The 21,288-nt window shown below is 69.0% G+C and carries 21 protein-coding genes; 9 read left to right on the top strand and 12 right to left on the bottom strand.

Annotation, left to right across the window (positions count from 1 at the left end):
- Positions 1 to 56 precede the first annotated feature (56 nt).
- Both ACO2SS_RS19920 and ACO2SS_RS19925 read left to right on the top strand, forming a co-directional pair.
- The gene (locus ACO2SS_RS19920) at positions 57 to 737 is read left to right on the top strand and encodes a lytic transglycosylase domain-containing protein (protein ID WP_423279521.1); all 681 of its coding nucleotides are present in this window, start codon (positions 57 to 59) and stop codon (positions 735 to 737) included.
- 77 nt (positions 738 to 814) lie between these two features.
- Positions 815 to 1,390, top strand: a complete 576-nt coding sequence (locus ACO2SS_RS19925; RefSeq protein WP_423279522.1) for a Uma2 family endonuclease — start codon at positions 815 to 817, stop codon at positions 1,388 to 1,390.
- 6 nt (positions 1,391 to 1,396) lie between these two features.
- Here ACO2SS_RS19925 and ACO2SS_RS19930 read toward each other — a convergent pair whose 3' ends face one another.
- From ACO2SS_RS19930 to ACO2SS_RS19950, 5 genes are all read right to left on the bottom strand, one after another.
- The gene (locus ACO2SS_RS19930; RefSeq protein ID WP_423279523.1) at positions 1,397 to 1,732 is read right to left on the bottom strand and encodes a c-type cytochrome; all 336 of its coding nucleotides are present in this window, start codon (positions 1,730 to 1,732) and stop codon (positions 1,397 to 1,399) included.
- Positions 1,729 to 3,009, bottom strand: coding sequence for a PQQ-dependent sugar dehydrogenase (locus ACO2SS_RS19935; RefSeq protein ID WP_423279524.1), 1,281 nt, complete (start codon positions 3,007 to 3,009; stop codon positions 1,729 to 1,731). Before ACO2SS_RS19935 ends, ACO2SS_RS19930 begins: the two co-directional genes overlap by 4 nt.
- Positions 3,010 to 3,120: 111 nt before the next feature.
- Positions 3,121 to 3,972 carry an urea carboxylase-associated family protein gene (locus ACO2SS_RS19940; RefSeq protein WP_423279525.1) on the bottom strand — a complete coding sequence of 284 codons (852 nt, stop codon included), beginning with the start codon at positions 3,970 to 3,972 and terminating at the stop codon, positions 3,121 to 3,123.
- 144 nt (positions 3,973 to 4,116) lie between these two features.
- Positions 4,117 to 6,276, bottom strand: coding sequence for a methylmalonyl-CoA mutase (gene scpA / locus ACO2SS_RS19945; RefSeq protein ID WP_423279526.1), 2,160 nt, complete (start codon positions 6,274 to 6,276; stop codon positions 4,117 to 4,119).
- Between the two features lie 57 nt (positions 6,277 to 6,333).
- The gene (locus tag ACO2SS_RS19950) at positions 6,334 to 8,268 is read right to left on the bottom strand and encodes a methylmalonyl-CoA mutase family protein (RefSeq protein ID WP_423279527.1); all 1,935 of its coding nucleotides are present in this window, start codon (positions 8,266 to 8,268) and stop codon (positions 6,334 to 6,336) included.
- 125 nt (positions 8,269 to 8,393) lie between these two features.
- On the opposite strand from ACO2SS_RS19950, the gene ACO2SS_RS19955 reads away from it, so the two are divergent.
- Both ACO2SS_RS19955 and ACO2SS_RS19960 read left to right on the top strand, forming a co-directional pair.
- Positions 8,394 to 10,604, top strand: a complete 2,211-nt coding sequence (locus ACO2SS_RS19955) for a protein-disulfide reductase DsbD family protein (protein WP_423279528.1) — start codon at positions 8,394 to 8,396, stop codon at positions 10,602 to 10,604.
- A gap of 5 nt (positions 10,605 to 10,609) precedes the next feature.
- Complete coding sequence (locus ACO2SS_RS19960) at positions 10,610 to 11,236, top strand: thioredoxin family protein (protein ID WP_423279529.1); 627 nt, start codon at positions 10,610 to 10,612, stop codon at positions 11,234 to 11,236.
- Here ACO2SS_RS19960 and folK read toward each other — a convergent pair.
- Genes folK through ACO2SS_RS19980 form a run of 4 tightly spaced genes read right to left on the bottom strand, consistent with a single transcriptional unit; the run spans position 11,233 to position 13,345 of the window.
- Positions 11,233 to 11,730 carry a 2-amino-4-hydroxy-6-hydroxymethyldihydropteridine diphosphokinase gene (gene folK, locus ACO2SS_RS19965; RefSeq protein ID WP_423279530.1) on the bottom strand — a complete coding sequence of 166 codons (498 nt, stop codon included), beginning with the start codon at positions 11,728 to 11,730 and terminating at the stop codon, positions 11,233 to 11,235. The genes ACO2SS_RS19960 and folK overlap by 4 nt on opposite strands.
- A complete protein-coding gene (gene folB / locus ACO2SS_RS19970; protein WP_423279531.1) occupies positions 11,723 to 12,100 on the bottom strand; it encodes a dihydroneopterin aldolase in 378 nt (125 codons plus the stop codon). The genes folK and folB overlap by 8 nt, the downstream gene beginning before the upstream one ends.
- Positions 12,097 to 12,900, bottom strand: coding sequence for a dihydropteroate synthase (folP, locus tag ACO2SS_RS19975; protein ID WP_423279576.1), 804 nt, complete (start codon positions 12,898 to 12,900; stop codon positions 12,097 to 12,099). Before folP ends, folB begins: the two co-directional genes overlap by 4 nt.
- A 55-nt stretch (positions 12,901 to 12,955) precedes the next feature.
- Complete coding sequence (locus ACO2SS_RS19980; RefSeq protein WP_423279532.1) at positions 12,956 to 13,345, bottom strand: DUF2267 domain-containing protein; 390 nt, start codon at positions 13,343 to 13,345, stop codon at positions 12,956 to 12,958.
- A gap of 117 nt (positions 13,346 to 13,462) precedes the next feature.
- Between ACO2SS_RS19980 and ACO2SS_RS19985 the strand changes: the two genes are divergently transcribed.
- Complete coding sequence (locus ACO2SS_RS19985; RefSeq protein ID WP_423279533.1) at positions 13,463 to 15,184, top strand: helicase HerA-like domain-containing protein; 1,722 nt, start codon at positions 13,463 to 13,465, stop codon at positions 15,182 to 15,184.
- A 6-nt stretch (positions 15,185 to 15,190) separates the two neighbouring features.
- Here the strand turns inward: ACO2SS_RS19985 and ACO2SS_RS19990 are convergent, their stop codons facing one another.
- Positions 15,191 to 15,571 (bottom strand): winged helix-turn-helix transcriptional regulator, encoded by a 381-nt coding sequence (locus ACO2SS_RS19990; protein WP_423279534.1) that lies wholly within the window; start codon positions 15,569 to 15,571, stop codon positions 15,191 to 15,193.
- 89 nt (positions 15,572 to 15,660) lie between these two features.
- On the opposite strand from ACO2SS_RS19990, the gene ACO2SS_RS19995 reads away from it, so the two are divergent.
- Positions 15,661 to 16,239: an FMN-dependent NADH-azoreductase gene (locus ACO2SS_RS19995; RefSeq protein ID WP_423279535.1), complete on the top strand. Its 579-nt coding sequence runs from the start codon at positions 15,661 to 15,663 to the stop codon at positions 16,237 to 16,239.
- A 73-nt stretch (positions 16,240 to 16,312) separates the two neighbouring features.
- Here ACO2SS_RS19995 and ACO2SS_RS20000 read toward each other — a convergent pair whose 3' ends face one another.
- Positions 16,313 to 16,795, bottom strand: coding sequence for a VOC family protein (locus ACO2SS_RS20000; protein WP_423279536.1), 483 nt, complete (start codon positions 16,793 to 16,795; stop codon positions 16,313 to 16,315).
- A gap of 302 nt (positions 16,796 to 17,097) precedes the next feature.
- On the opposite strand from ACO2SS_RS20000, the gene ACO2SS_RS20005 reads away from it, so the two are divergent.
- Genes ACO2SS_RS20005 through ACO2SS_RS20015 form a run of 3 tightly spaced genes read left to right on the top strand, consistent with a single transcriptional unit; the run spans position 17,098 to position 20,338 of the window.
- Positions 17,098 to 17,574, top strand: a complete 477-nt coding sequence (locus ACO2SS_RS20005; RefSeq protein ID WP_423279537.1) for a (2Fe-2S)-binding protein — start codon at positions 17,098 to 17,100, stop codon at positions 17,572 to 17,574.
- Positions 17,571 to 19,919 (top strand): molybdopterin cofactor-binding domain-containing protein, encoded by a 2,349-nt coding sequence (locus tag ACO2SS_RS20010; RefSeq protein WP_423279538.1) that lies wholly within the window; start codon positions 17,571 to 17,573, stop codon positions 19,917 to 19,919. Before ACO2SS_RS20005 ends, ACO2SS_RS20010 begins: the two co-directional genes overlap by 4 nt.
- A gap of 32 nt (positions 19,920 to 19,951) precedes the next feature.
- Positions 19,952 to 20,338, top strand: coding sequence for a hypothetical protein (locus tag ACO2SS_RS20015; protein ID WP_423279539.1), 387 nt, complete (start codon positions 19,952 to 19,954; stop codon positions 20,336 to 20,338).
- 86 nt (positions 20,339 to 20,424) lie between these two features.
- Here the strand turns inward: ACO2SS_RS20015 and ACO2SS_RS20020 are convergent, their stop codons facing one another.
- Complete coding sequence (locus ACO2SS_RS20020; protein WP_423279540.1) at positions 20,425 to 21,219, bottom strand: ABC transporter permease subunit; 795 nt, start codon at positions 21,217 to 21,219, stop codon at positions 20,425 to 20,427.
- Positions 21,220 to 21,288: the final 69 nt, after the last annotated feature.

Genomic DNA, 21,288 nt, shown 5'->3' on the forward strand with positions numbered 1-21,288 from the left:
CCGCGCGGGCCGGCGAGCAACCGCTGCCGCCTCCACGGCCGGGAAGCTTCCCCGATGTGCCGGCGCCGCCGGACACGCCTCTCGCCGCGTCGGCCGTCGACGCAACGCTTCCGAGCGGGCGGAAGCTCTACCTTCCGATGATTGCCGCCGAGGCGAAGGCGAGAGGGCTGCCGCCGGAGGTCGCCGATGCCGTTGCCCGGATCGAAAGCGCCTACAACCCGGCTGCGATCGGGGGAGACGGCGAGCGGGGCATGATGCAGGTGATGCCCCCGACCGCCGCCATGCTCGGCTTCAAGGGCTCCCTGGAGGAGCTTGCTGAGCCCTCGACGAACATCCGGCTGGGGGTCAGCTACCTGGCCGATGCCTGGAAGCTCGCCAATGGCGATCTCTGCCGGGCGCTGATGAAATACCGCGCCGGGCACAATCAGGAGCGCATGTCGGCGCTGTCCGTCGAATATTGCCGCCGGGCGAAGACCCACCTGGCAGCCATCGGCTCGCCGCTTGCGGCCGGTCCTCTGCCAAAGGCCGAGTTCGGAACCCTGTCCGGCGGGGTCGGGCCGACCTTCTCGGGAGGAGCGAGCCCGCAGGTGCGGCGCGTCGCCGGGCGTCTCGTGAGAGTGGGGGGCGCTGGCCCGCGCCGAACGGGAAGGGCCTTCTGGGCGGCGCATACAGCGCGGATCAAGGCGATCGAGGCCCGCCTTCCGTGGAAGCGCGGTGGGATCATGGCGGGAACCTGATGCGGGTGGGCAGGCCCTGCCCGCAATGGTAGCCTTGCGGCCCCAGTTCATCGGATGAGGCCAGGGAGGCCGGCACGATGACCGCTCATATCACGCGCGCCCTCGACGGTTACGCGCGGCGCGCCTTTAGCGTCGCGGAGTTCGAGCGGATGTTCGAGACCGGCATCCTGGACGACAGCGAGAACCTCGAGCTCATCGAAGGCGAGATCGTGCCGATGGCCGCCAAGAACCACGTGCACGAGCGGGTGAAGTCGACCATCCTCCTGACGCTGGCACGCGGTCTGCCGCCGGAGCTGTGGCTGGGCGTGGAGAGCTCGCTCGAGATGTCCGAGATGACGCTCGTGGAGCCCGACCTCGTGATATACCCAAAGCGCTTGAAGCTTCGGGAGGTGCGTGGACCGGACATCCTTCTCGCCGTGGAGGTGGCCGATACGAGCTTCGGTTTCGATCGGAACCAGAAGGCGCGCCTCTATGCCGGCTACGGGGTGCAGGAACTGTGGGTCGTCGAGGCGAATAGCCGGACCACCTACGTCCACCGGTGGCCGGGCCGAGGTGGCTGGGCAAGCATCGTCGAGGTCCCGGCCTCCGGCGTGGTGCGGCCGCAGGCCGCCGATCTGGAGGGTATCTCCTTCCGGCTCGGGGAACTCGACTGAGCTCCTTCACTGGGCCGGATTCGCCACCGTGATCTCGATGCTCGCGTAATACGCGGCGAGGTCGGCGATATCGTCGTCCGAAAGGTTCGGTGCGACGACCGACATCATCTCGTTCTTGCGCTCGCCGGCTTTGTAATCCGTGATCGCCTTGACGAGGTAGGCCTCGACCTGACCCGCGATGTGCGGCGCGTCCGGGATCTTCGACATGCCGTCCAGGCCGTGGCAGGCTTGGCACTGGAGGGCCTTCTGGCGGCCGGCGACGGCATCGCCCGCGCAGGCGGGGGAAGTGCCGGCCGCGAGCGCGGCCGACACCATGATCAGCGCGGTGAGACAGGCTCTCATCTGCCCTCGTAGGTGATGCGGTAGAGCGCGCCGACGAAATCGTCCGAGACGAGGAGCGAGCCGTCCCGGAGTATCGCCACGTCCACGGGCCGCCCGAGATACTCGCCGCTTCCGGTGAGCCAGCCTTCGGCGAAAACCTCGGTCTTGTCCGCGGTGCCGTCGTCCTTCAGGCTCGTGAACATGATCCGCGCCCCGACCGGGGTCGTACGGTTCCAGGAGCCGTGCTGCGCCGAGAAGATGCCGCCGCGATACTTTGCCGGGAACTTGTCGCCGGAATAGAACACCATCCCGAGATCGGCCGCATGCGCGTCCATCTCGATCTGCGGGAACACCGCGTTCTGGGGCGGGGTCTGGTCCTTGTATTCCGTCGTCCTGATCTTGCCGCCGCCATACCAGGGGAAGCCGAAGTTCAGGCCCATCTGGGGCGCACGGTTCAGCTCGCCCGGAGGAATGTTGTCACCCATCCCGTCGACCTGGTTGTCCGTGAACCAGAGCACGCGGTCCTTCGGGTTGAAGTCCATCCCGACTGAGTTCCGCACCCCGGTGGCGAAAACCTCGCGCTCCTTGCCCTCGCGCGACATGCGGACGATCCCGCCGATGCCCTGCTTCGTGTAGAGGTCTATCTTGGCCGGGGCGGGCACGTTGAAGGGCTGCCCGAGGGATATGTAGAGTTTGTCGTCCGGGCCGATCCGGCACATCCGGGCGGTGTGGTTGAAGCTCTCCTCGCCCTTCGGGATGAGATCGCCCTGCTTCACCACCTCCGCGACGGCGACGTCACCTCCCTCATAGAAGAACTCGGCGGCGGGGAAGACCAGCACCCGGTTGCGCTCGACGATGTAGAGGAAGCCGTCCTTCGAGAAGCACACGCCGTTCGGCACCTGCATGGCCAGGGTCGGCGCGAAGCGCTTCACCTCCTCGGCGGTCCCCATCTTGGCGCGGTCCGTGACCGCGTAGACTTGGCTCTTCCGCGTGCCGACGAAGGTCACGATCCCCTGCGGCCCGACAGCAATGGCCCGCGCGTCGGGAACGAGCGCATAGAGATCGATCTTGAAGCCTGGCGGCAGCTTGATCTGGGAGAGGTTCTTCCGGACCGCATCGGCCTTCGGCCCGGTCTGCGGGATCGTCGGCAGGTCGCCGACACCCGTCGTCTGGAAGCTCGACATCTTCTCCAGCGTCTCGCTCGCCGGGGCCGGCTGCGCGGCTGGCTGCGCGCTGGCGCCGGAACTGGCGAGGATCGTGGCGAAGAACGCCGCCACAGGACCTTGGAGCCTTGTCATGGACGTCTCCCGTATCGGCGCAGTCTGTGCCGCGCTCACGGGAGAGTAGATCAGCGGGCCGGATAGAAAACTCAGAAAGCTCTTAAGATCCGGAGTGTCGGGAGGTGACGCTCAGGCCTCCCAGAAAGGTGTCCGCAATTGCATGCCGTGCTGGCCCTTGTAGTCGGCCACCTTCGGCGAGGACCAGCCTTCGAGGGCAGCCGGATCGAGCCGGTAGACCTCGACACCGATCGGGCGGCACACGTCGAGAGGATCGCGCGCCTCGGGTCCCCAGAGCGGAACGGAGAGGTCCCCGCCCGGGCAAGTGGAAAGCGCACAGAGGAGGTCGATCTCGGCGAAGAACTCCAGGTGATCGCCCGGCCGGGCCGGGCAGTCGCGCATGAAATACTTGTCCTCGGCGTTCAGGCCCGTGACCTGGAAGACGTTCAGCACGTCATGCACGTCGACCTCGGTCAGGCCGTAGGGCGCGACCGCCCGAACCAGGTTCGAGTGGCAGTGGTGGTCGAAATCCTCACCCGTGAGGAGCTTGTTCACGTAGGGGTCGCAGCGCGTCCCGAGGAGGTCGTGCACGCGCCCGCCATATTCGTCGGTGCCATACCCGGCGAGCGTGTCGCTCGTGATGGTCGCGAGCGGGCGCAGATAGGGCAGGGTGGACCAGAGCCGGTCGAAGGTCGTGACATGCGCCGCCTGGAGCTGGCGGGTGCGCGCGGCCCAGAAGCGCTCGCGCGGGTTGTGGCGGTTCCAGATGTTCAGGTCGCCGACCTGCGGGCCCTCGACGGTCAACAGCCGGAAGACATGGCCGGCCGGCACCTCCCAGGCGCGGCCGGTGCGGATCGGGATCGTGAAGCTGTCGACCAGCTCCCGACCGGGCATCGACGCGACGCGTTCATAAAAGGTGCGATCGACGGCGAGCGGCGATCCGGGGGAGGCCTGATAGGCAGCGGGGAAGTTCTTGGATGCCACGCTCGCCGCTCGCTTTCGCCATCGAATGCGACGCGATGCTACGATCGCATCGCCCAGGACGGAACCGGATGAACGCCTGGAGGGCTACATCGCCGCTCCGCCTAGGGACGTTTTCCTGCTTTTCTCGAGCCTTTCCCGAGCGCCTTACTCGGCCGCCTCCCGGGCCGCGAAACCGAGGCGTAGATTGAGCTCGTGGATCAGCCGCTCGGCCGCCTCGGCGATGACGGTCCCGGGCGGGAAGATCGCGGACGCACCGGCCGCATAGAGCGCGTCGAAGTCGCCGGGCGGGATCACGCCCCCGACCACGATCATGATGTCGTCGCGTCCGTACTCGGCCAGCGCCTGCTTCAGCTCGGGCACCAGGGTCAGGTGCCCGGCCGCGAGCGAGGAGACGCCGATGATGTGGACGTCGTTCTCGATCGCCTGGCGGGCCGCCTCCGCCGGGGTGGCGAAGAGAGGCCCGATATCGACGTCGAAGCCGAGGTCGGCAAAAGCCGAGGCAATGACCTTCTGGCCGCGGTCGTGCCCGTCCTGGCCCATCTTGGCGACCAGGATGCGCGGACGGCGGCCATCGTCGGTCTCGAACATCTCGACGAGCTTGCGCATGCGCTCGACCGCTGCGGACATCTTGCCTGCCTCCCGCTTGTAAACGCCCGAGATCGCCTTGATCTCGGCCCGGTGCCGACCCCACACGCGCTCCAGCGCCTCGGAGATTTCGCCCACGGTCGCCTTGTGCCGCGCTGCCTCGACCGCGATGGCGAGGAGATTGCCGGAGCCCGCCGCAGCCTCCGAGAGCCTTGCCAGAGCGGCGTCGACCGCACCCTGGTCGCGCTCGGAGCGGAGGCGCTTCAGCTTGTCGATCTGCAGCGTACGAACGGTCGAGTTGTCCACCCGAAGCACGTCGATCTGGCGGTCCTGGTCGGGCTTGTACTTGTTCACGCCCACGACCGTCTGGGCGCCAGAATCGATCCGGGCCTGGGTGCGGGCGGCGGCCTCCTCGATGCGGAGCTTCGGGATCCCGGCCTCGATGGCCTTCGCCATGCCGCCCAGCTTCTCGACCTCCTGAATGTGCTCCCAGGCCTTGGCGGCGAGGTCGGCCGTGAGCCGCTCGATGAAGAAGGAGCCGCCCCAGGGATCGATGATCCGCGTCGTTCCGCTCTCCTGCTGCAGGAAGAGCTGCGTGTTGCGGGCGATGCGCGCCGAGAAGTCGGTCGGGAGCGCCAGCGCCTCATCGAGCGCGTTCGTGTGCAGCGACTGCGTGTGGCCCTGCGTGGCCGCCATGGCTTCGATACAGGTGCGCATGACGTTGTTGAACACGTCCTGCGCGGTCAGCGACCAGCCGCTCGTCTGGCAATGGGTGCGCAGGGGCAGCGACTTGTCGGATTTGGGCTCGAACCCCTTGACCAGCTTGGCCCACAGGAGGCGGGCGGCGCGCATCTTCGCCACCTCCATGTAGAAGTTCATGCCGATCGCCCAGAAGAACGACAGGCGCGGCGCGAACTGGTCGATCGTCAGTCCGGCGCCGAGCCCGGCCCGGATGTATTCGACGCCGTCCGCGAGCGTGTAGGCGAGCTCCAGATCCTGCGTCGCTCCCGCCTCCTGCATGTGGTAGCCGGAGATCGAGATCGAGTTGAACTTGGGCATGTTCTGCGCCGTGAAGGCGAAGATGTCCCCGATGATCCGCATCGACCCGGCGGGCGGGTAGATATACGTGTTGCGGACCATGAACTCCTTGAGGATGTCGTTCTGGATCGTGCCTGCCAGCTTCTCGGCCGGCACGCCCTGCTCCTCGGCAGCCACGATGTAGAGCGCCAGAACGGGCAGCACGGCGCCGTTCATCGTCATGGAGACGCTCATCTGGTCGAGGGGGATACCCGCGAAGAGCGTTCGCATGTCGTAGATCGAGTCGATCGCCACCCCGGCCATGCCGACATCGCCGGAGACCCGCGGGTGGTCGGAATCGTAGCCGCGGTGCGTTGCGAGGTCGAAGGCGACGGACAGGCCCTTCTGCCCGGCCGCAAGGTTGCGGCGGTAGAAGGCGTTCGAATCCTCCGCCGTGGAGAAGCCGGCATATTGCCGGACCGTCCAGGGCTGGTTGACGTACATCGTCGGGTAGGGACCCCGCAGATACGGCGGCAGGCCCGGATAGGTGTCGAGGAAGTCGAGCCCCGCCCGATCGCCCGGCCCGTATTCCGGGCGCACGGCAATGCCCTCCGGCGTCGCCCAGGGCTCGGCGGCAATCGGCGGTGTCGACCCGCTCTGGCCCGCGAAGGGCAGGGTGGAGAAGTCCGGTATCCGGCTCATTGTCGTCGCGACCTCCCGTCGCTCTAACTTAGATCTCTTGCGCCAGTTCTGCCACGACTAGGCCGCGGCTTCGGCCTGTGCGGCCTCGAGCAGCGCCAAGAGGTTGCAGCCCACGAAAACGAAACCCGTGACGCCGGCCTCGCGCAGCGCCGCCTCGATCTCGCCTGGACGGCCGGCAAGATAGATCGCTGCTGCGCCGGCATTCTTCAGGGCCGAGGCCGCCTGGGCTGCATGCGTGCCGTAGATCTCGTCGGACGAGCAGATGCAGGCGAGGCGGGCCCCGGATTCCCGGAACGCGGCGGCGAGTTGGTCGAAGTTGCCGAAGCCGTCATTCGTCACGGCCTCGATGCCGCCCGCCTCGAAGGCGTTCTTGGCGAAGGTGGCGCGGGCCGAGAAGGCCGCGATCGGGCCGAGATTGGCCAGGAACACGCGCGGGCGTGCGCCGGCCTTGGCGAGAAACGCGTCGGACCGGTCCCTGAGGCGCTCGTAAGCCTCGGCGGCTCGGATCGAGGGCAGGGGCTGGGCCCGTCCGGCTCGCAGGGCGAGATCCGATGGCGCGGCTACGCCCTCCGCCGAGGGAGATTGCCCCCCATCCGACCGCACCTGCGCATCGCTCGCCCTTTCCCCGCTGGCAGGCGGATAAGGGATCAGCACGCTAACCGGCGCCTCGTGGATGTCCGGGAACTCGCTCGTTCCAGTCAGCGGGTCGCGGCGGGATGCGAGCGCCGCCTCGCGCCGGCTGCGTGTTTCCGCAATGCGCCGCTGGATGGCTCCCGAGGAGAGGGACGCCACGATGCCGCCCTCGCGCTCGATTTCCTGGAAGCGGGCCCAGGCTTCGTCGGCGAGTTGGCTGGTCAGCTCCTCGAAAGCGCCGGATCCCGCCACCGGGTCGGCCACGCGCCAAAGATTCGTTTCCTCGAGCAGGATCGTCTGCGTGTTCCGGGCGAGGCGCCGTGCGAAGCCGTCCGGCAGGCCGAGCGCCGCCGTGAAGGGGAGTACGGTGATGCTGTCGGCGCCGCCGATCCCGGCCGAAAACGCCGCCATGGTGCCGCGCAGGAGGTTCACCCAGGGGTCCCGGCGCGTCGTCATCCGCCAGGCCGTCTCGGCATGGAGCCGCGAGGGCTTTGGTGCGAGCCCGCAGGCGCTCTCGACCTGCGCCCAGAGGCGGCGGAGCGCCCGGAACTTGGCGACGGTCAGGAACTCGTCCGCATCTGCGACGAGCAGGAAGGACAGGGCGCCCCGCGCCTTCTCCAGCGAGATGCCGCCCGCCTCGAAGAGGCGCAGATACAGGACGCCCGTCGCGAGCGCGGCCGCGAGTTCCTGCGCTTCGCTCGCTCCGGCCTCATGGTAGGCGCGCGTGTCGGTCCTGCCGACGCTGCCCGTGAAGCCCGCCTCGATCACGCCGCGAGCGGTGTCCGCGAACTTCTTCGACAGCTCCGGCCAGGGCAGTGGAGAACTACCGATCCGGGCGATGTCGCCCGCAGGATCGAGGCCGAAATCCACGTTGAGGTCGCCGGGCGTGTGCCCTCTATGGGCGACCAGGTCGGCAATGAGCTGAGCGGCGATCTTGCCGCCGTAGGGAGCCGTCTCCACCGACAACGAGATCAGGTCCAGCATCACGCCGGAGAGTGCCCGATCGAGCTCCGCCACACTTCCCGCCTTGAGGCCGAAGCCGCGTCCGGTCCGCGCTCCCGCCAGGGTAAGCACGAGAGCATCCGCGCCGCCCTCCAGATCAGCGAGGGCGAGCGCGTTGGCCTCCGTCGGATCCGGATGATCGACCTTCTGGGCGACGCGCCAGGGCGCGTGCTCTGCGCGGCGAACCGGCGCACTCGGCTCCGCCTTCGGGTAGAGCGGCTGGATCCGGATCCCGTCATAGGTGCGGGAGACGAGCTTCTTCTCGAAATCGGCGCCCTTCAGCACCTTCTCGACGAGCGTGGACCACGCCTCACGCGTTGGGGCCGGGAACTCGGATGCAAGGGCGAGATCGGTCATGCGAATGCGCTTAAGCAGAGTATGGGCGGAATAGCACCCATCTCCGTAGCGTCACATGTCCTCGACGTCACGATTCCAGCATGTTCATCTGCCAGCGGGCTTCATCGGATCTTGAGCGAGCAACGATGAGACGATTGTTGAGCGCCGCCTTCCTGGTGCTCTCCCTCGGGGCTGCCGTGGGGGCGGCGCAGGCGGCTCCGCGCGGCGAGGACCTGGTCAAGGCGGAGCTCCTTGCCGAGCCATCGGCCGTCAAGCCGGGCGAGCCCTTCACGGTCGGCGTCAAGCTGACGATGGCGCCGCATTGGCACACCTACTGGCGCAATCCCGGTGATTCGGGCCTTGCGACCGAAATCAAGTGGACCCTGCCGGACGGCGCCACGGCCGGCCCGATCCAATGGCCGGTGCCGGACCGCATCCCGGTCAGCCATCTGGTGAATTACGGATACGAGGGCGAAACGGTCCTCCTGACCGAGATCACGCCTCCGGCGAACCTGTCGCCGGGCGGACCGATCACCCTCAAGGCGGACGTGAGCTACCTCGTCTGCGAGCGGGAATGCATTCCGGGCGAGGCGAGCCTGTCCATCCTCCTGCCCGTCGCCAGCGCAAGCGAGGACGGCAAGCCGGAACCGGCCGACAAGGCCCTGTTCGATGCGGCGCGCGCAAAGCTTCCGACGCCGTCGCCCTGGACGGCGAAGACGGAGGCCGGGGGCGACACGTTCCGCTTCGTCGTGGATGTGCCGGGCTTGAAGCCGGACAGCATCCGCTCGGCCTATCTCTTCCCCTTCGACGAGACCTCGGTCGAGCATGCGGCCCCGCAGGTCCTTGCCGCCAAGGCCGATGGCTTCACGCTCGAGATCAAGCGCAGCAGCCTATCGCAGGGCGAGCCCGCTCCGCTCGGGGGCGTGCTCGTCGTCGAGGAGGCCTTGGAGACCGGCGTTACCCGCCATGCGGTCGAGATCGGGGCGCCGGCGAAGGCGCCTGCTCCCGGCGCGGCTGCGGTCGCGCCCTCGACGGCCGCAGGGCCGGGCGGCGGGACGCGGCAACCCGCCGACATCTCGCTCGCCGGAATCGCCCAGGCGGCGCTGCTCGCCTTTCTGGGCGGCATCATCCTCAACCTGATGCCCTGCGTCTTCCCGGTGCTCTCCATCAAGGTGCTGAGCCTCGTGAAGCATTCGGGCTACGGTCCGACCCTGGTTCGCCTGAACGGGCTCGCCTACACGGCCGGGGTGGTGGCGAGCTTCCTCCTGCTCGCCGGGATCCTGCTCGCGGTCAGGGCCGGCGGCGCCGAGGTCGGCTGGGGCTTCCAGCTGCAATCGCCCGCGGTCGTGACGGCGCTCGCCTTCCTGCTCTTCGCGATGGGGCTCAGCCTCTCGGGCGTGGTCGAACTCGGCACCTCGCTCGCCGGCTTCGGGCAGCGGCTCGACAATCGCACCGGCCTCCCGGGCTCGTTCCTGACGGGAATCCTCGCGACGATCGTCGCGACACCCTGCACGGCGCCCTTCATGGGCACGGCGATCGGCTTCGCCATGACGGCGCCGGCGCCGGTTGCCCTGGCAGTCTTCGCCGCGCTCGGGCTCGGCCTCGCCCTGCCGTTCCTGCTCCTCACGTTCTGGCCGGGGCTCGCCCGGCACCTGCCACGGCCCGGCCGCTGGATGGAGACGCTGAAGCAGTTTCTGGCGTTTCCGATCTACGCCACGGTCGCCTGGCTCCTCTTCGTGCTCTCGCAGGAGGTCGGGCCGACCGGGCTGTTCGCCGCCCTGATCGGGCTCGTGGCGGTCGGATTTGCGGCCTGGGCCCTGCGGCTCGGCTCGCTGCGGGAGGGCTGGAGCCGTCGGGCGTGGCAGGGCGGGGCGTTGGCCGCGATCCTCATCCTGGTCGGGCTCGGCGTCGCGATCGATCGCGACCGGGTGGGCGAGGCGGTCGCCGCGACCGCATCGACGGCAGCAGCCGGCGAGGCTTGGCAGCCCTTCACCCAGGCGAGGCTGGACCAGCTTCGCGCGGAGGGGCGACCGGTCTTCGTCAACATGACGGCCGCCTGGTGCATCACCTGCCTGGTCAACGAGCGTACGGCGCTCTCGACCGAGGCCGTGCAGGACGCGTTCCGGTCGCGGCAGGTCGTGTACCTGAAGGGTGACTGGACGAACCGGAATCCGGAGATCACGCGCCTTCTCGAGGCGCATGGCCGGAGCGGCGTGCCGCTCTACGTCTTCTACCCGCCGGCCGGAGAACCGGTCGTGCTCCCGCAGATCCTCACGCAGGCGACCGTGATCGAGAGCCTCGGCGCTTCGGCGCCGTCCAAGCGCGCGGATGTTCAAAATCCAACCACGAAGGAGTGAGCCATATGACGACCACAAGACGGGCCGTGTTCGCGGCCGCCCTCTTTGCCGCGGGCGCGCTCTCGTCCGGCGCCAATGCCCAGTCCGGGCCGAAGGTCGGGGCGCCCGCGCCGAACTTCACGGCCACGGATTCCAACGGCAAGCCCGTGTCGCTTGGCGACTTCAAGGGCAAGACGGTCGTGCTCGAATGGACGAACGACGGCTGCCCCTTCGTGAAGAAGCATTATGGCGGGCAGGCCATGCAGGCCCTGCAGAAGAAATGGACCGACAAGGGCGTGGTCTGGCTGTCGGTCATCTCCTCGCCGCCCGGCGAGCAGGGCTATGCCGACGGGCCGACCGCCAACAAGCTCACGGCTGAACGCGGCGCCGTGCCCACGGCCGTGCTGCTCGACCCCAAGGGCGATCTCGGCCGCATCTTCGGCGCGCAGGTCACGCCGCACATGTATGTCGTGAAGGGCGACGGCACGCTCGCCTATATGGGCGGCATCGACGACAAGCCCTCCGCGAAGATCGAGGATCTCAAGACCGCCAAGAACTTCGTCGACGCGGCCCTGACCGAGGTCTCGGAAGGGAAGCCGGTCTCCGTCACCACCTCACGGCCCTATGGCTGCACGGTGAAGTATACGTCCTAACGAGGGAATGAGCGCGCGTCGGGATCGAGCCTCACGATCCCGGCCGGGTCTATCCCGGCCGCCCACTCTCGGATGGTGCGCCCGGCGACTGCACGGTGGGCCGCGATCTCGGCCAGGGGCACCAGCACGAAGGCACGCTCGGTCAGCCGCGGATGCGGCAATGTCAGGCCGGGCTCCTCGATCTGCTTCCCGGCATAGTCCAGGATGTCGATGTCGAGCGCCCGAGGGCCCCAGCGCTCGCCCGGGACGCGGCCCAACTCCCGCTCGAGCGATTGCGTGACGCCGAGGAGTTCGGCGGGCTTCAGGTCCGTCTCGGCGGTCGCGCAGGCATTCACGAAGTCGGGTTGCTCCACGGGCCCCCAGGGCGGGGTGCGGTAGAGGCTGGAAACCTGCCGGATCCGGACGCCCTCCTGGCCGAGGCGGGCGAGAGCCCGGCGGATGGTCGCCGCCGGGTCGCCAAGATTGCCGCCGAAGGCCAGCAGGATCTCAGCCATCGTCGGGCCGCCGGCTGCGATGGATCGCGACCGCGACATGTCCGAAGATGGCGTCGATCGGCGCGCCCGGCTTGCGCAGCTCCAGCGCCACGCTGTCGAGCTTCGGGAACGTGCTCAGCAGGTCGTCCGCCACGGCTTCGGCTGCCGCCTCGAGGAGGTAGAACCGCCGCTCGGTCAGCGTCGCGACGGCGACTCGGATCAGGTCGGCATAGGAGATCGTATCCGCTACGTCGTCCGTCCGCCCGGCGCGCCGGAGGTCCAGCTCGGCCGTGATGTCCAGCACGAAGCGCTGGCCGAGCGTCGCCTCCTCGCGCAGCACGCCGTGGCGCGCGACGACCTGGAGGTCCCTGACGAGGATGCGGTCGGTCACGCGGCGGCCTCGATCCTGGCCAGCATGCGCAGGGCCTGCACATGCGGGGCCACGTCATGGACGCGGATGATATCGGCTCCGGCGAGCGCGCCATAGACGTTGCCCGCGACGGTGCCGCCGAGTCGCTCGGCGGCCGGCGTCGCGGGGTCGGCGAGGCTGCCGATGAAGCCCTTGCGCGAGAGGCCGAGGAGAACCGGGAAACCGAGCGCCTTCAGCCGGGGCAGAGCGGCGAGCGTCTGGAAGGATTGCGAGAAGCTTTTCCCGAAGCCGATGCCGGGATCGAGGACGATGCGGTCGTCGGTCACCCCGGCGCGGCGCGCGATGTCGAGCGAGCGCTCCAGGAAGCGCAGAATGTCGTCCACGATGTCGATGCTCGTGTCGATCGCGTCGCGGTTGTGCATGAGGATCGCGGCCGCGCCGCTCTCGGCCGTGACGGCCGCGATCCCAGGGTCGCGCTGAAAGCCCCAGACGTCGTTGACGATGACCGCGCCGCGTGTGAGCGCCCGTCGTGCGACTTCGGCCTTCCAGGTATCGATCGAGACCGGCGGCAGGTTCGAGTCGGTCCGCTCCAACTGGTCGAAGACGGGCGCCAGCCGGGCCCATTCCTCGTCCACCGAGATGACTGAATGACCGGGACGGGTGGATTCGCCCCCGATGTCGAGGATATCGGCGCCCTCCGTGGCCATCCTGTGCGCCGCCTCGACCGCATCCGCCGCCGCGAGGTGCACGCCCCCGTCCGAGAACGAATCCGGCGTGACGTTCACGATGCCCATCACGAGGACGCGTTGGCCGAGCGCCATCGTGCCCGTCCTGTGGACGAGCTGCCGGGCAACGCTCACGGAATTATCCTGGTGGTCAGAGAAACTGCGACAGACCGGGAATGGCGCCGACGATCGCCCCCATCGTGTCCTCGCCGGCATTCTCGCGGCCATAGGCGAAGAGTTCGCGCGCGAAGGGCTGCATCTGCGCCATCGGGACGCCGGCGGCCATCAGCTTGGTGCCGAGCGCCATCACGCCGCCGCCGCCGGGCATCATGCCCATCAGGCCGCCCATCATCCCGCCGGGGCCGCCATCGCCTGCCGTCGCCACCGCCTCGCGCGAGCCGGGGAGGGCGTCGAACAGCTTGTTCACCTCGTCCTGCGGCCCCTCCTTCTCCAGGAACGCCAGGATCAGGCCGACGGCCTTCTCGACCACGTCGGCTCCGAGGCCGGTCGCCTCCGTGATACGGGCGATCAGCGCTTCCATGGACAGCTCCTCATGATGTCGAAAGGGACGCGCCCGGCCGGGCAGCCCCGTCTGTAGCGGGCGGATGCCGGATTGCGTATGACAGCCCGGGCATCGCCGCAACCTTCGAGACCCCACATGGCCGAGACAGCGTCGCCGACGGACCGCATCCTGGTCGGCAAGAGCGATCACCTCGAATACCTGCTGCTGAGGCTCGCCAATCGGCATGGGCTGGTCGCGGGCGCGACCGGCACGGGCAAGACGGTGACCCTCCAGGTTCTCGCGGAGGGATTGTCCAATGCGGGCGTGTCGGTCTTCGCCGCCGACATCAAGGGCGACCTCTCGGGAATCGCGGCGCCCGGACAGGGCAAGGAGGCCTTCGTCAAGCGCGCGGCCGAGATCGGGATCCCCTACCAGCCGGACCGCTTTCCGGTCGTGTTCTGGGACGTGTTCGGCGAACAGGGCCACCCGATCCGGGCAACCGTCAGCGAGATGGGTCCGCTCCTCCTGGCGCGGCTCCTGGAGCTGAACGACACGCAGGAAGGCGTGCTCAACGTCGCCTTCAAGGTGGCGGACGACAACGGGTGGCCGATCCTCGACATGAAGGATCTGCGCGCGCTGCTCCAGTTCGTCGGGGACAATGCCGCCGAGATCGGCGCCAAATACGGCAACGTCGCCAAGACCTCGCTCGCCGCGATCCAGCGCCAGCTCCTGATGCTGGAGAACCAGGGCGCCGACCAGTTCCTGGGCGAGCCCGCACTCGACCTGCACGACTTCATCCGCACCGATCGGGACGGGCGCGGGATCGTGAATATCCTTGCGGCCGACAAGCTGATGGCCAAGCCGCGGCTCTACGCGACCTTCCTCGTGTGGATGCTGTCGGAGCTGTTCGAGAGCCTGCCCGAGGTGGGCGACCAGCCCAAGCCCAAGCTCGTCTTCTTCTTCGACGAGGCGCACCTTCTCTTCAACGACGCGCCGAAGCCCCTGCTGGACGCGGTGCAGCAGGTCGTCCGGCTCATCCGGTCGAAGGGGGTGGGCGTCTATTTCGTCACGCAGAACCCGCTCGACGTGCCGGAGGAGGTGCTGGGCCAGCTCGGCAACAAGGTGCAGCACGCGCTGCGCGCGTTCACGCCGCGGGACCAGAAGGCGGTGCGCGCGGCGGCCGAGACCTTCCGGCAGCGCCCCGGGCTCGACACGGGCAAGGCCATCATGGAACTCGCAGTCGGGGAGGCCCTGGTCTCGCTGCTCGAGGAAGGCGGCGTGCCGGGGATGGTCGACCGGGCGCTGATCGCGCCGCCGGCGGCCCGCGTCGGGCCGCTGACGCCGGAGGAGCGCGCCGCCGTGATCGCGGCGAGCCCGCTTAGGGGCAAGTACGACCAGCCGCTGGACCGCGAGAGCGCCTACGAGATGCTGGTCAAGCGCCGGGACATGCCGGAGGGGACCGCAGAGGCGACGACCGAATCCGGCGGGCTCGGCGGCATCCTCGACAGGCTGACGGAGACGCTCAGTTCCTCGGGTATCCCGGTTGGGCGGAGCGGGGGAGGCGCGGCCCCGACCGGCGGCAAGGCCAAAGGCGGCGGGCGCCAGTCGATGTCGCTCACCGAACTCGTCATCCGCTCGGCCGCCCAGAGCTTCGCCCGCTCGGCATCCACCCAGATCGCCCGCGAGGGCGCGAAGATCCTCCGCAACTCCCTCGGCGGCATCATCGGGGGCGCGATCGGCGACGCGATCTCGAATAGCGGCAGCAGCCGCGGCCGGCGGACCCGCGCGGTGGGCTCCTCCGGCGTGCCCCGCACCGGCTCCTCCGACTTCGCGGGCGAGATGTCCGACCTCCTCGGGGGAGGGGACAAGAAGCGGTAGCGGGCGCTACGCCCGCTTCTTGCCGGCGCCATCGTATCGGGCGCGGTGCCCGTCGATTTCGGCGATGTGGCGATGGGCCCATGCTCCGAGAGCGATCACCGGCTCCGACAGGGAATGGCCGAGCGCCGTCAGCTCGTATTCCACCTGCGGCGGGACGGTCGGGTGGACGGTGCGGAGCACCATCCCGTCCCGCTCGAGGCTCTTCAGCGTCCGGGTCAGCATCTGCTGCGAGATGCCCCCGACAGTGCGCTTGATGTCGTTGAAGCGTCGCGGTCCCTCGCGCAGCACCATCACGATGAGCACCGTCCACTTGTCGCCGACGCGGCTCAGGATTTCGCTGACCCTGCGGCAATCGCCGTGCAGGGCCGGGTTGGCAGGCAGATTCATGTGACCTGGTCCTAGAAAAATGCGTTCTTGGCGGCGCGATCCAGGTCTCATAGCTGGTGCAGGTCACAAATCCAGACTGGGATATGACCTTGAACCTTCTTCATATCGATTCGAGCATCCAGGGCGACGCCTCCGCGAGCCGGACCCTTTCGGCGGCGATCGTGAGCCGGCTGCAGGCCTCCGGCGGCGGAATCCAGACCACCTATCGCGATCTTGCGGCCGAGCCGCTGCCACACCTCACGCTGGATGCATTCGCCAGCGGGCAGGCCCAGGCGGTGCTCGAGGAGTTCCTGCGCGCCGATGTCGTCGTGATAGGCGCCGCCATGTACAATTTCACCATCCCGAGCCAGCTCAAGGCCTGGATCGACCGCATCCTCGTGGCGGGCAGGACGTTCCGCTACACGGCGCAGGGGGCCGAAGGCCTGGCTGGCGGCAAGCGCGTCATTGTCGCGCTCGCCCGCGGCGGCATCTACAGCGATGGCGGCCCGGCGGCGTCTCTCGAACATGCGGAGACGTATCTGCGCGGGATACTCGCCTTCGTGGGGATCACGGATCCGGAATTCGTGATCGCGGAAGGGCTCGCCCTCGGAGACGAGGCGCGGCGTGCCGGAATCGATGGGGCTCTCGAACTGGTCCGGACGGTCGTCCCGCAACGGCTCGCCGCCTGATTGCCGCTCTCGCCGGGGGAGGCGTGGAGACCGAATGCCGTATAGCCTCGGTCTCCCGCCCAGGGACGCCAGGTCAGGCCGGAGCGCCCCCGCAGCCTGTCATGTTGACCGTCATGGTGGCCCTCTCCTCCGGCGTCGGCGTGGAACCGATGCCCCAGGAGACGCCGAACGGATCCTTCACCATCCCATAGCGGTCGCCCCAGAATTGCAGGCTGACCGGCATCAGCACGGTGCAGCCGGCCGCGACCGCCTGGTCGAAGACCCGGTCGGCGCTGTCGACATGCAGGTGCAGGTTGAAGGCCTGCGGCGGCACGGCCGGGTAGCCGTGCTCCGGCATGGGATCCATGAGCATGAGGGAGGCGCCGTTCAGGTCCACGCGCGCGTTCATGATCCGGCCGTCTTCCATGTTCGCTCGTTGGCCGACCTCCTGCGCCCCGAAGGCGCGCTTGTAGAAGTCGATGGCACCCGCCGCATTCTCCAGCATGAGATAGGGCACGATGCCGCCCTTGAGGGGCGTCATGGCCTGGGCTGCGTCGTTGGGAAGGGCGTCTGTCATCGGGCGTTTCCTATGTTCTGCCGTGTATAGTTGATATCAACATATTCGTGAGGTCAAGAACGGCCCGGCGCCGGCGCGTCCAGTCCTGGCGGCGAGAGCTGCCAGCGCAACCGCAACGCGCGCCGTGCAGCCCTGCGCAACGCTCAGCTTGTCAGGGCCGGATTCCGGGGCGTAGTTTTTCATTGGTCCGATCAAAGGATCGAGCGCCGGCTGGGCTCAGCCGCGCCGCCCGGACCAGATCGGACGAGATCAGCGCGGCAGGTCCCGCAGGGTGCGGGAGCATGCGAGTGGAGGCTCCGTCCATGATCCGACTGACTGTGAATGGGGAGCAGCGCAGCTTCGACGGCGATCCCGACATGCCGTTGCTCTGGTATGTCCGGGACGAGCTCGGCCTCACGGGCACGAAGTTCGGCTGCGGGGCCGCCCTTTGCGGGGCCTGCACGGTGCATCTCGGCGGGACGGCCGTGCGCGCGTGCATCACGCCGATGGCCGCCGTCGAGGACCAGGAGGTGGTGACCATCGAGGCGCTCTCGCCGGACGGGAACCACCCGGTCCAGGTCGCCTGGCGCGACCTGAACGTCGCGCAATGCGGCTTCTGCCAGACCGGACAGATCATGCAGGCTGCCTCGCTCCTGAAGGACACGCCTAAGCCGACGGACGCCCAGATCGACGAGGTGATGAGCGGCAATCTTTGCCGCTGCGGCACCTATCCGCGCATCCGGGCCGCGATCCATCGCGCGGCCGGGCAAGATTCCTCGAAGGAGGGAGGTCGGCTGTGATCCATCCTGCGCAACTCCAGGCCGAAGCGGCCTCTGCCCGTCCTATTGACACCGATCTCGAGCTGCCCGCCGGGACGCTCGCCCCCGATGTCAGTCGCCGGGCGCTCCTCGGCGGCGCGGGCGCGCTCATCCTCGCGCTCTCGCTGCGCAACCCGGCCCAGGCGGCCGACCCGCAGAAGTTCGGGGCGGACGGCATGCCGAACGGCTGGCGCGACGATCCCACGATCTTCGTCGCCATCGCGCCCGACGGCACGGTGACGGTCACCAACCATCGCTCGGAGATGGGGCAAGGCGTGCGGACCTCGGTCGCCCTCGTGGTAGCGGACGAGCTCGACGCGGACTGGGCACGCGTCCGGGTCGCGCAGGCCCCGGGCGACGAGGCCCGCTACGGCAACCAGGATACCGACGGCTCGCGCTCGCTGCGCCACTTCTTCCAGCACTTCCGCCACGTCGGGGCGGCCGCCCGGGCCATGCTCGTGCAGGCGGCCGCGAAGCAGTGGGACGTGCCCGCGAGCGAGCTCGTGGCCGAGAACCACCGCGTGACGCATCTGCGGTCCGGCCGCTCGGCCGGCTATGGCGAACTCGCGGCGGCGGCGGCCGCGCTGCCGGTTCCGGCGCGCGAGAGCGTGGTGCTGAAGAAGCCGGAGGCCTTCCGCTACATCGGCAAGGGCGAGATCGGCCTGATCGACAACCGCGACATCACGACCGGCAAGGCGATCTACGGGCTCGATCACAAGCTCGACGGCATGCTCTACGCGGTCGTCGCGCGGCCGCCCGTCTACGGCGGCAAGGTCGCGAGCCTCGACGATGCCGAGGCCCGGAAGGTGCCCGGCGTGGTCAAGATCTTCACGATCGACCCGACCCCGATCCCGTCCGAGTTCATGCCGCTCGGCGGCGTCGCCGTCGTCGCGCGGAACACCTGGGCGGCCATGAAGGCGCGGGACGCGCTCAAGGTCACCTGGGACGACGGCCCGAACGCCAGCTACGACACGGGCGCCTACCGGGCCGAGCTGGAAAAGGCGGTGCGCGCACCAGGCAAGGTCGTCCGCAACCAGGGCGATGTCGACGCCGCGATGGCCAAGGCCAAGACGAAGGTCACGGCCGAGTACTTCGTCCCGCACCTGACCCAGGCGCCGATGGAGACGCCCTCGGCCGTCGTGCAGGTGAAGGACGGGTTCTGCGAGGCCTGGACCTGCACGCAGGCCCCGCAGGCGACGCATGATCGCCTGGCGAAGCGGCTCGGGCTTGCCTCGGACAAGGTCCGCGTGAACGTCACGCTCCTCGGCGGCGGGTTCGGGCGCAAGTCGAAGCCCGATTACGTGGTCGAGGCTGCCCTGTGCAGCCAGGAGGCCGGCGGCGCTCCCGTCCGGCTGCTCTGGACGCGGGAGGACGACCTCCGGCACAGCTACTACCACACGATCTCGGTGGAGCGGCTCGAGGCCGGGCTCGACGAGAAGGGCATGCCGGTCGCCTGGCTCCACCGCAGCGCGGCGCCGACGATCGGCTCGATTTTCGCGCCGGACCCGAAGCACGAGCTGCCCTTCGAGCTCGGGATGGGCTTCGTCAACATGCCCTTCGCGGTGCCGAACGTCCGGCTGGAGAACCCGGAGGCTCCGGCCCACACGCGGATCGGCTGGTTCCGCTCGGTGTCCAACATCCCGCATGCCTTCGCGATCCAGTCCTTCGTGGCCGAACTCGCGCATGCGGCCGGGCGTGATCCGAAGGACTACCTCCTCGAGCTGATCGGTCCGGCCCGCCGGATCGATCCGACGACGCTGGGTGACGTGTGGAACCACGGCGAGGATCCCAGCCTCTATCCGATCGATACCGGCCGGCTGCGCCGGGTGATCGAGGCGGCGGCCTCCGGCGCAGGCTGGGGCCGCAAGCTGGAGGCGCGGCGCGGGCTCGGCGTCGCCGGCCATTACAGCTTCGTGACCTACACGGCCGTTGCCTGCGAGGTGGAGGTCAGCCCCGAGAACGAGGTGAAGGTCCGCGCGGTCGACATCGCCGTCGATTGCGGGCCGCAGGTCAATCCGGAACGCATCCGTTCGCAGATGGAGGGCGCGGTCGTGATGGGGATGGGCCTCGCGCTCACCTCCGAGATCACGTTCCAGAACGGCCGCGTGCAGCAGGGCAACTTCGATTCCTACGAGATCACCAGGATCGACGCGGCCCCGAAGGTCGTGCGCGTGCACCTTCTCCCGTCCGGCGCCTATGACGGTCCGCTCGGCGGGGTAGGCGAGCCTGGGGTGCCGCCGGTCGCGCCGGCGATCGCCAACGCGGTCTTCGCTGCAACCGGGCGGCGTGTCCGGCAGTTGCCAATCCGAGGGCGGCTGGGCGCCTGAGAGGCGCCCATCGAGCCCACGGGAGGTGGTGCATGAGACGTGACGTCTGGGCCGTGCCGTCGGCCGTCCTCGCAGTGGCGCTCACCGGTCTGCCTGCGCTCGGATCGCCCTGCTCGGACGCGATCGCGGAGCTGGCCGGAAAGGTCCGGACCGAGGCACGCGAGTCGATCGCCGCCTCGACGGGGAGCAAGATCGTGGCTGCCCGTCGCGAGGGGGAGGGCGAGGCGGGCGTGGCCCCGTCACCCGACCGTCGCGAGTCGACGCCCGCCCAGGCCGCCCAGGCGGGCGAGGGCGGGGATCGTGCGCAACAGGCGCAGGTTGCGCTCGACGAGGCGAGGACGGCGGACGGCAAGGGCGACGCCAAGGGCTGCGACGCCGCGCTCGCTCGCGCCCGCCGATTGCTGGACGGAGCACCGTAGCCCACCTGGTTACGGAAGAGCGGGTCTCGGGCTGCCAAAAGCTCCGCTATGGGCGCGCTCGCCTGTCCCGCTGGGCGGGCGGATCCTCAGACCTTGCCCTTCCAGGGCACCAGTACCCGCTCGAGCACCCGCATGCCGAGCTCGAACATGGCCGCGAAGGTGCCGATCAGGAGGATGCCCATGATCACGAGGTCGGTGCGCAGGAAGTTGGAGGCGTTGAGGACGAGCTGACCGAGGCCTGCCGTCGCCGCGACCATCTCGGCCGCGACGAGCGTCGTCCAGCCCACCCCCATGCCGATGCGCAGCCCGATCAGGATTTCGGGGAGCGCGGCCGGCAGCACCACGTAGCGCACCACCTGCCAGCGGCTCGCGCCCATGGAGAGGGCCGCATTGACCTGGTCCTTAGAGGCGGAGAGCACGCCGGACCGGGTCGCGAGCGCGACGGGCGCGAAGCAGGCGAGGAAGATCAGCAGGATCTTCGAGGTCTCGCCGATCCCGAACCAGATGATCATCAGTGGCAGGTAGGCGAGCGGCGGCAGCGGCCGGTAGAACTCGATGATGGGGTCGAGGACGCCCCGCGCGATCCGGCTCATGCCCATCGCGAGCCCGGCCGGGATGCCGAGCAGCGCCGCGAGGGCGAAGGCCCCGATCACCCGCATCAGGCTGTCGGCCATGTGGACGGTGAGGGGCGCCCCGTCGAGCTCGCCGCCCCAGGCCTGCCGGAAGGCAGCGACGATCGCCTCCGGCCGCGGCAGGAAGAGCGGCTTGACCGCGCCGAGATGCGTCGCGAGCGTCCAGGCGAGGAACAGGGCGAGCACCGTCGCGGCGCTCACGACGATTGTCGAGCCGCCATGCCGCGCGGCCGGCCTTGGCCTCGACATCCTGGCCCGCCCTTCGGCCGGGCGGGCCGGCGGGGAAGGCCGCGCCGCGGCGGCCGGAGAAGCGTCCAT

Source organism: Enterovirga sp. CN4-39, assembly GCF_049446235.1.
Classification (GTDB): Bacteria; Pseudomonadota; Alphaproteobacteria; order Rhizobiales; family Beijerinckiaceae; genus Enterovirga.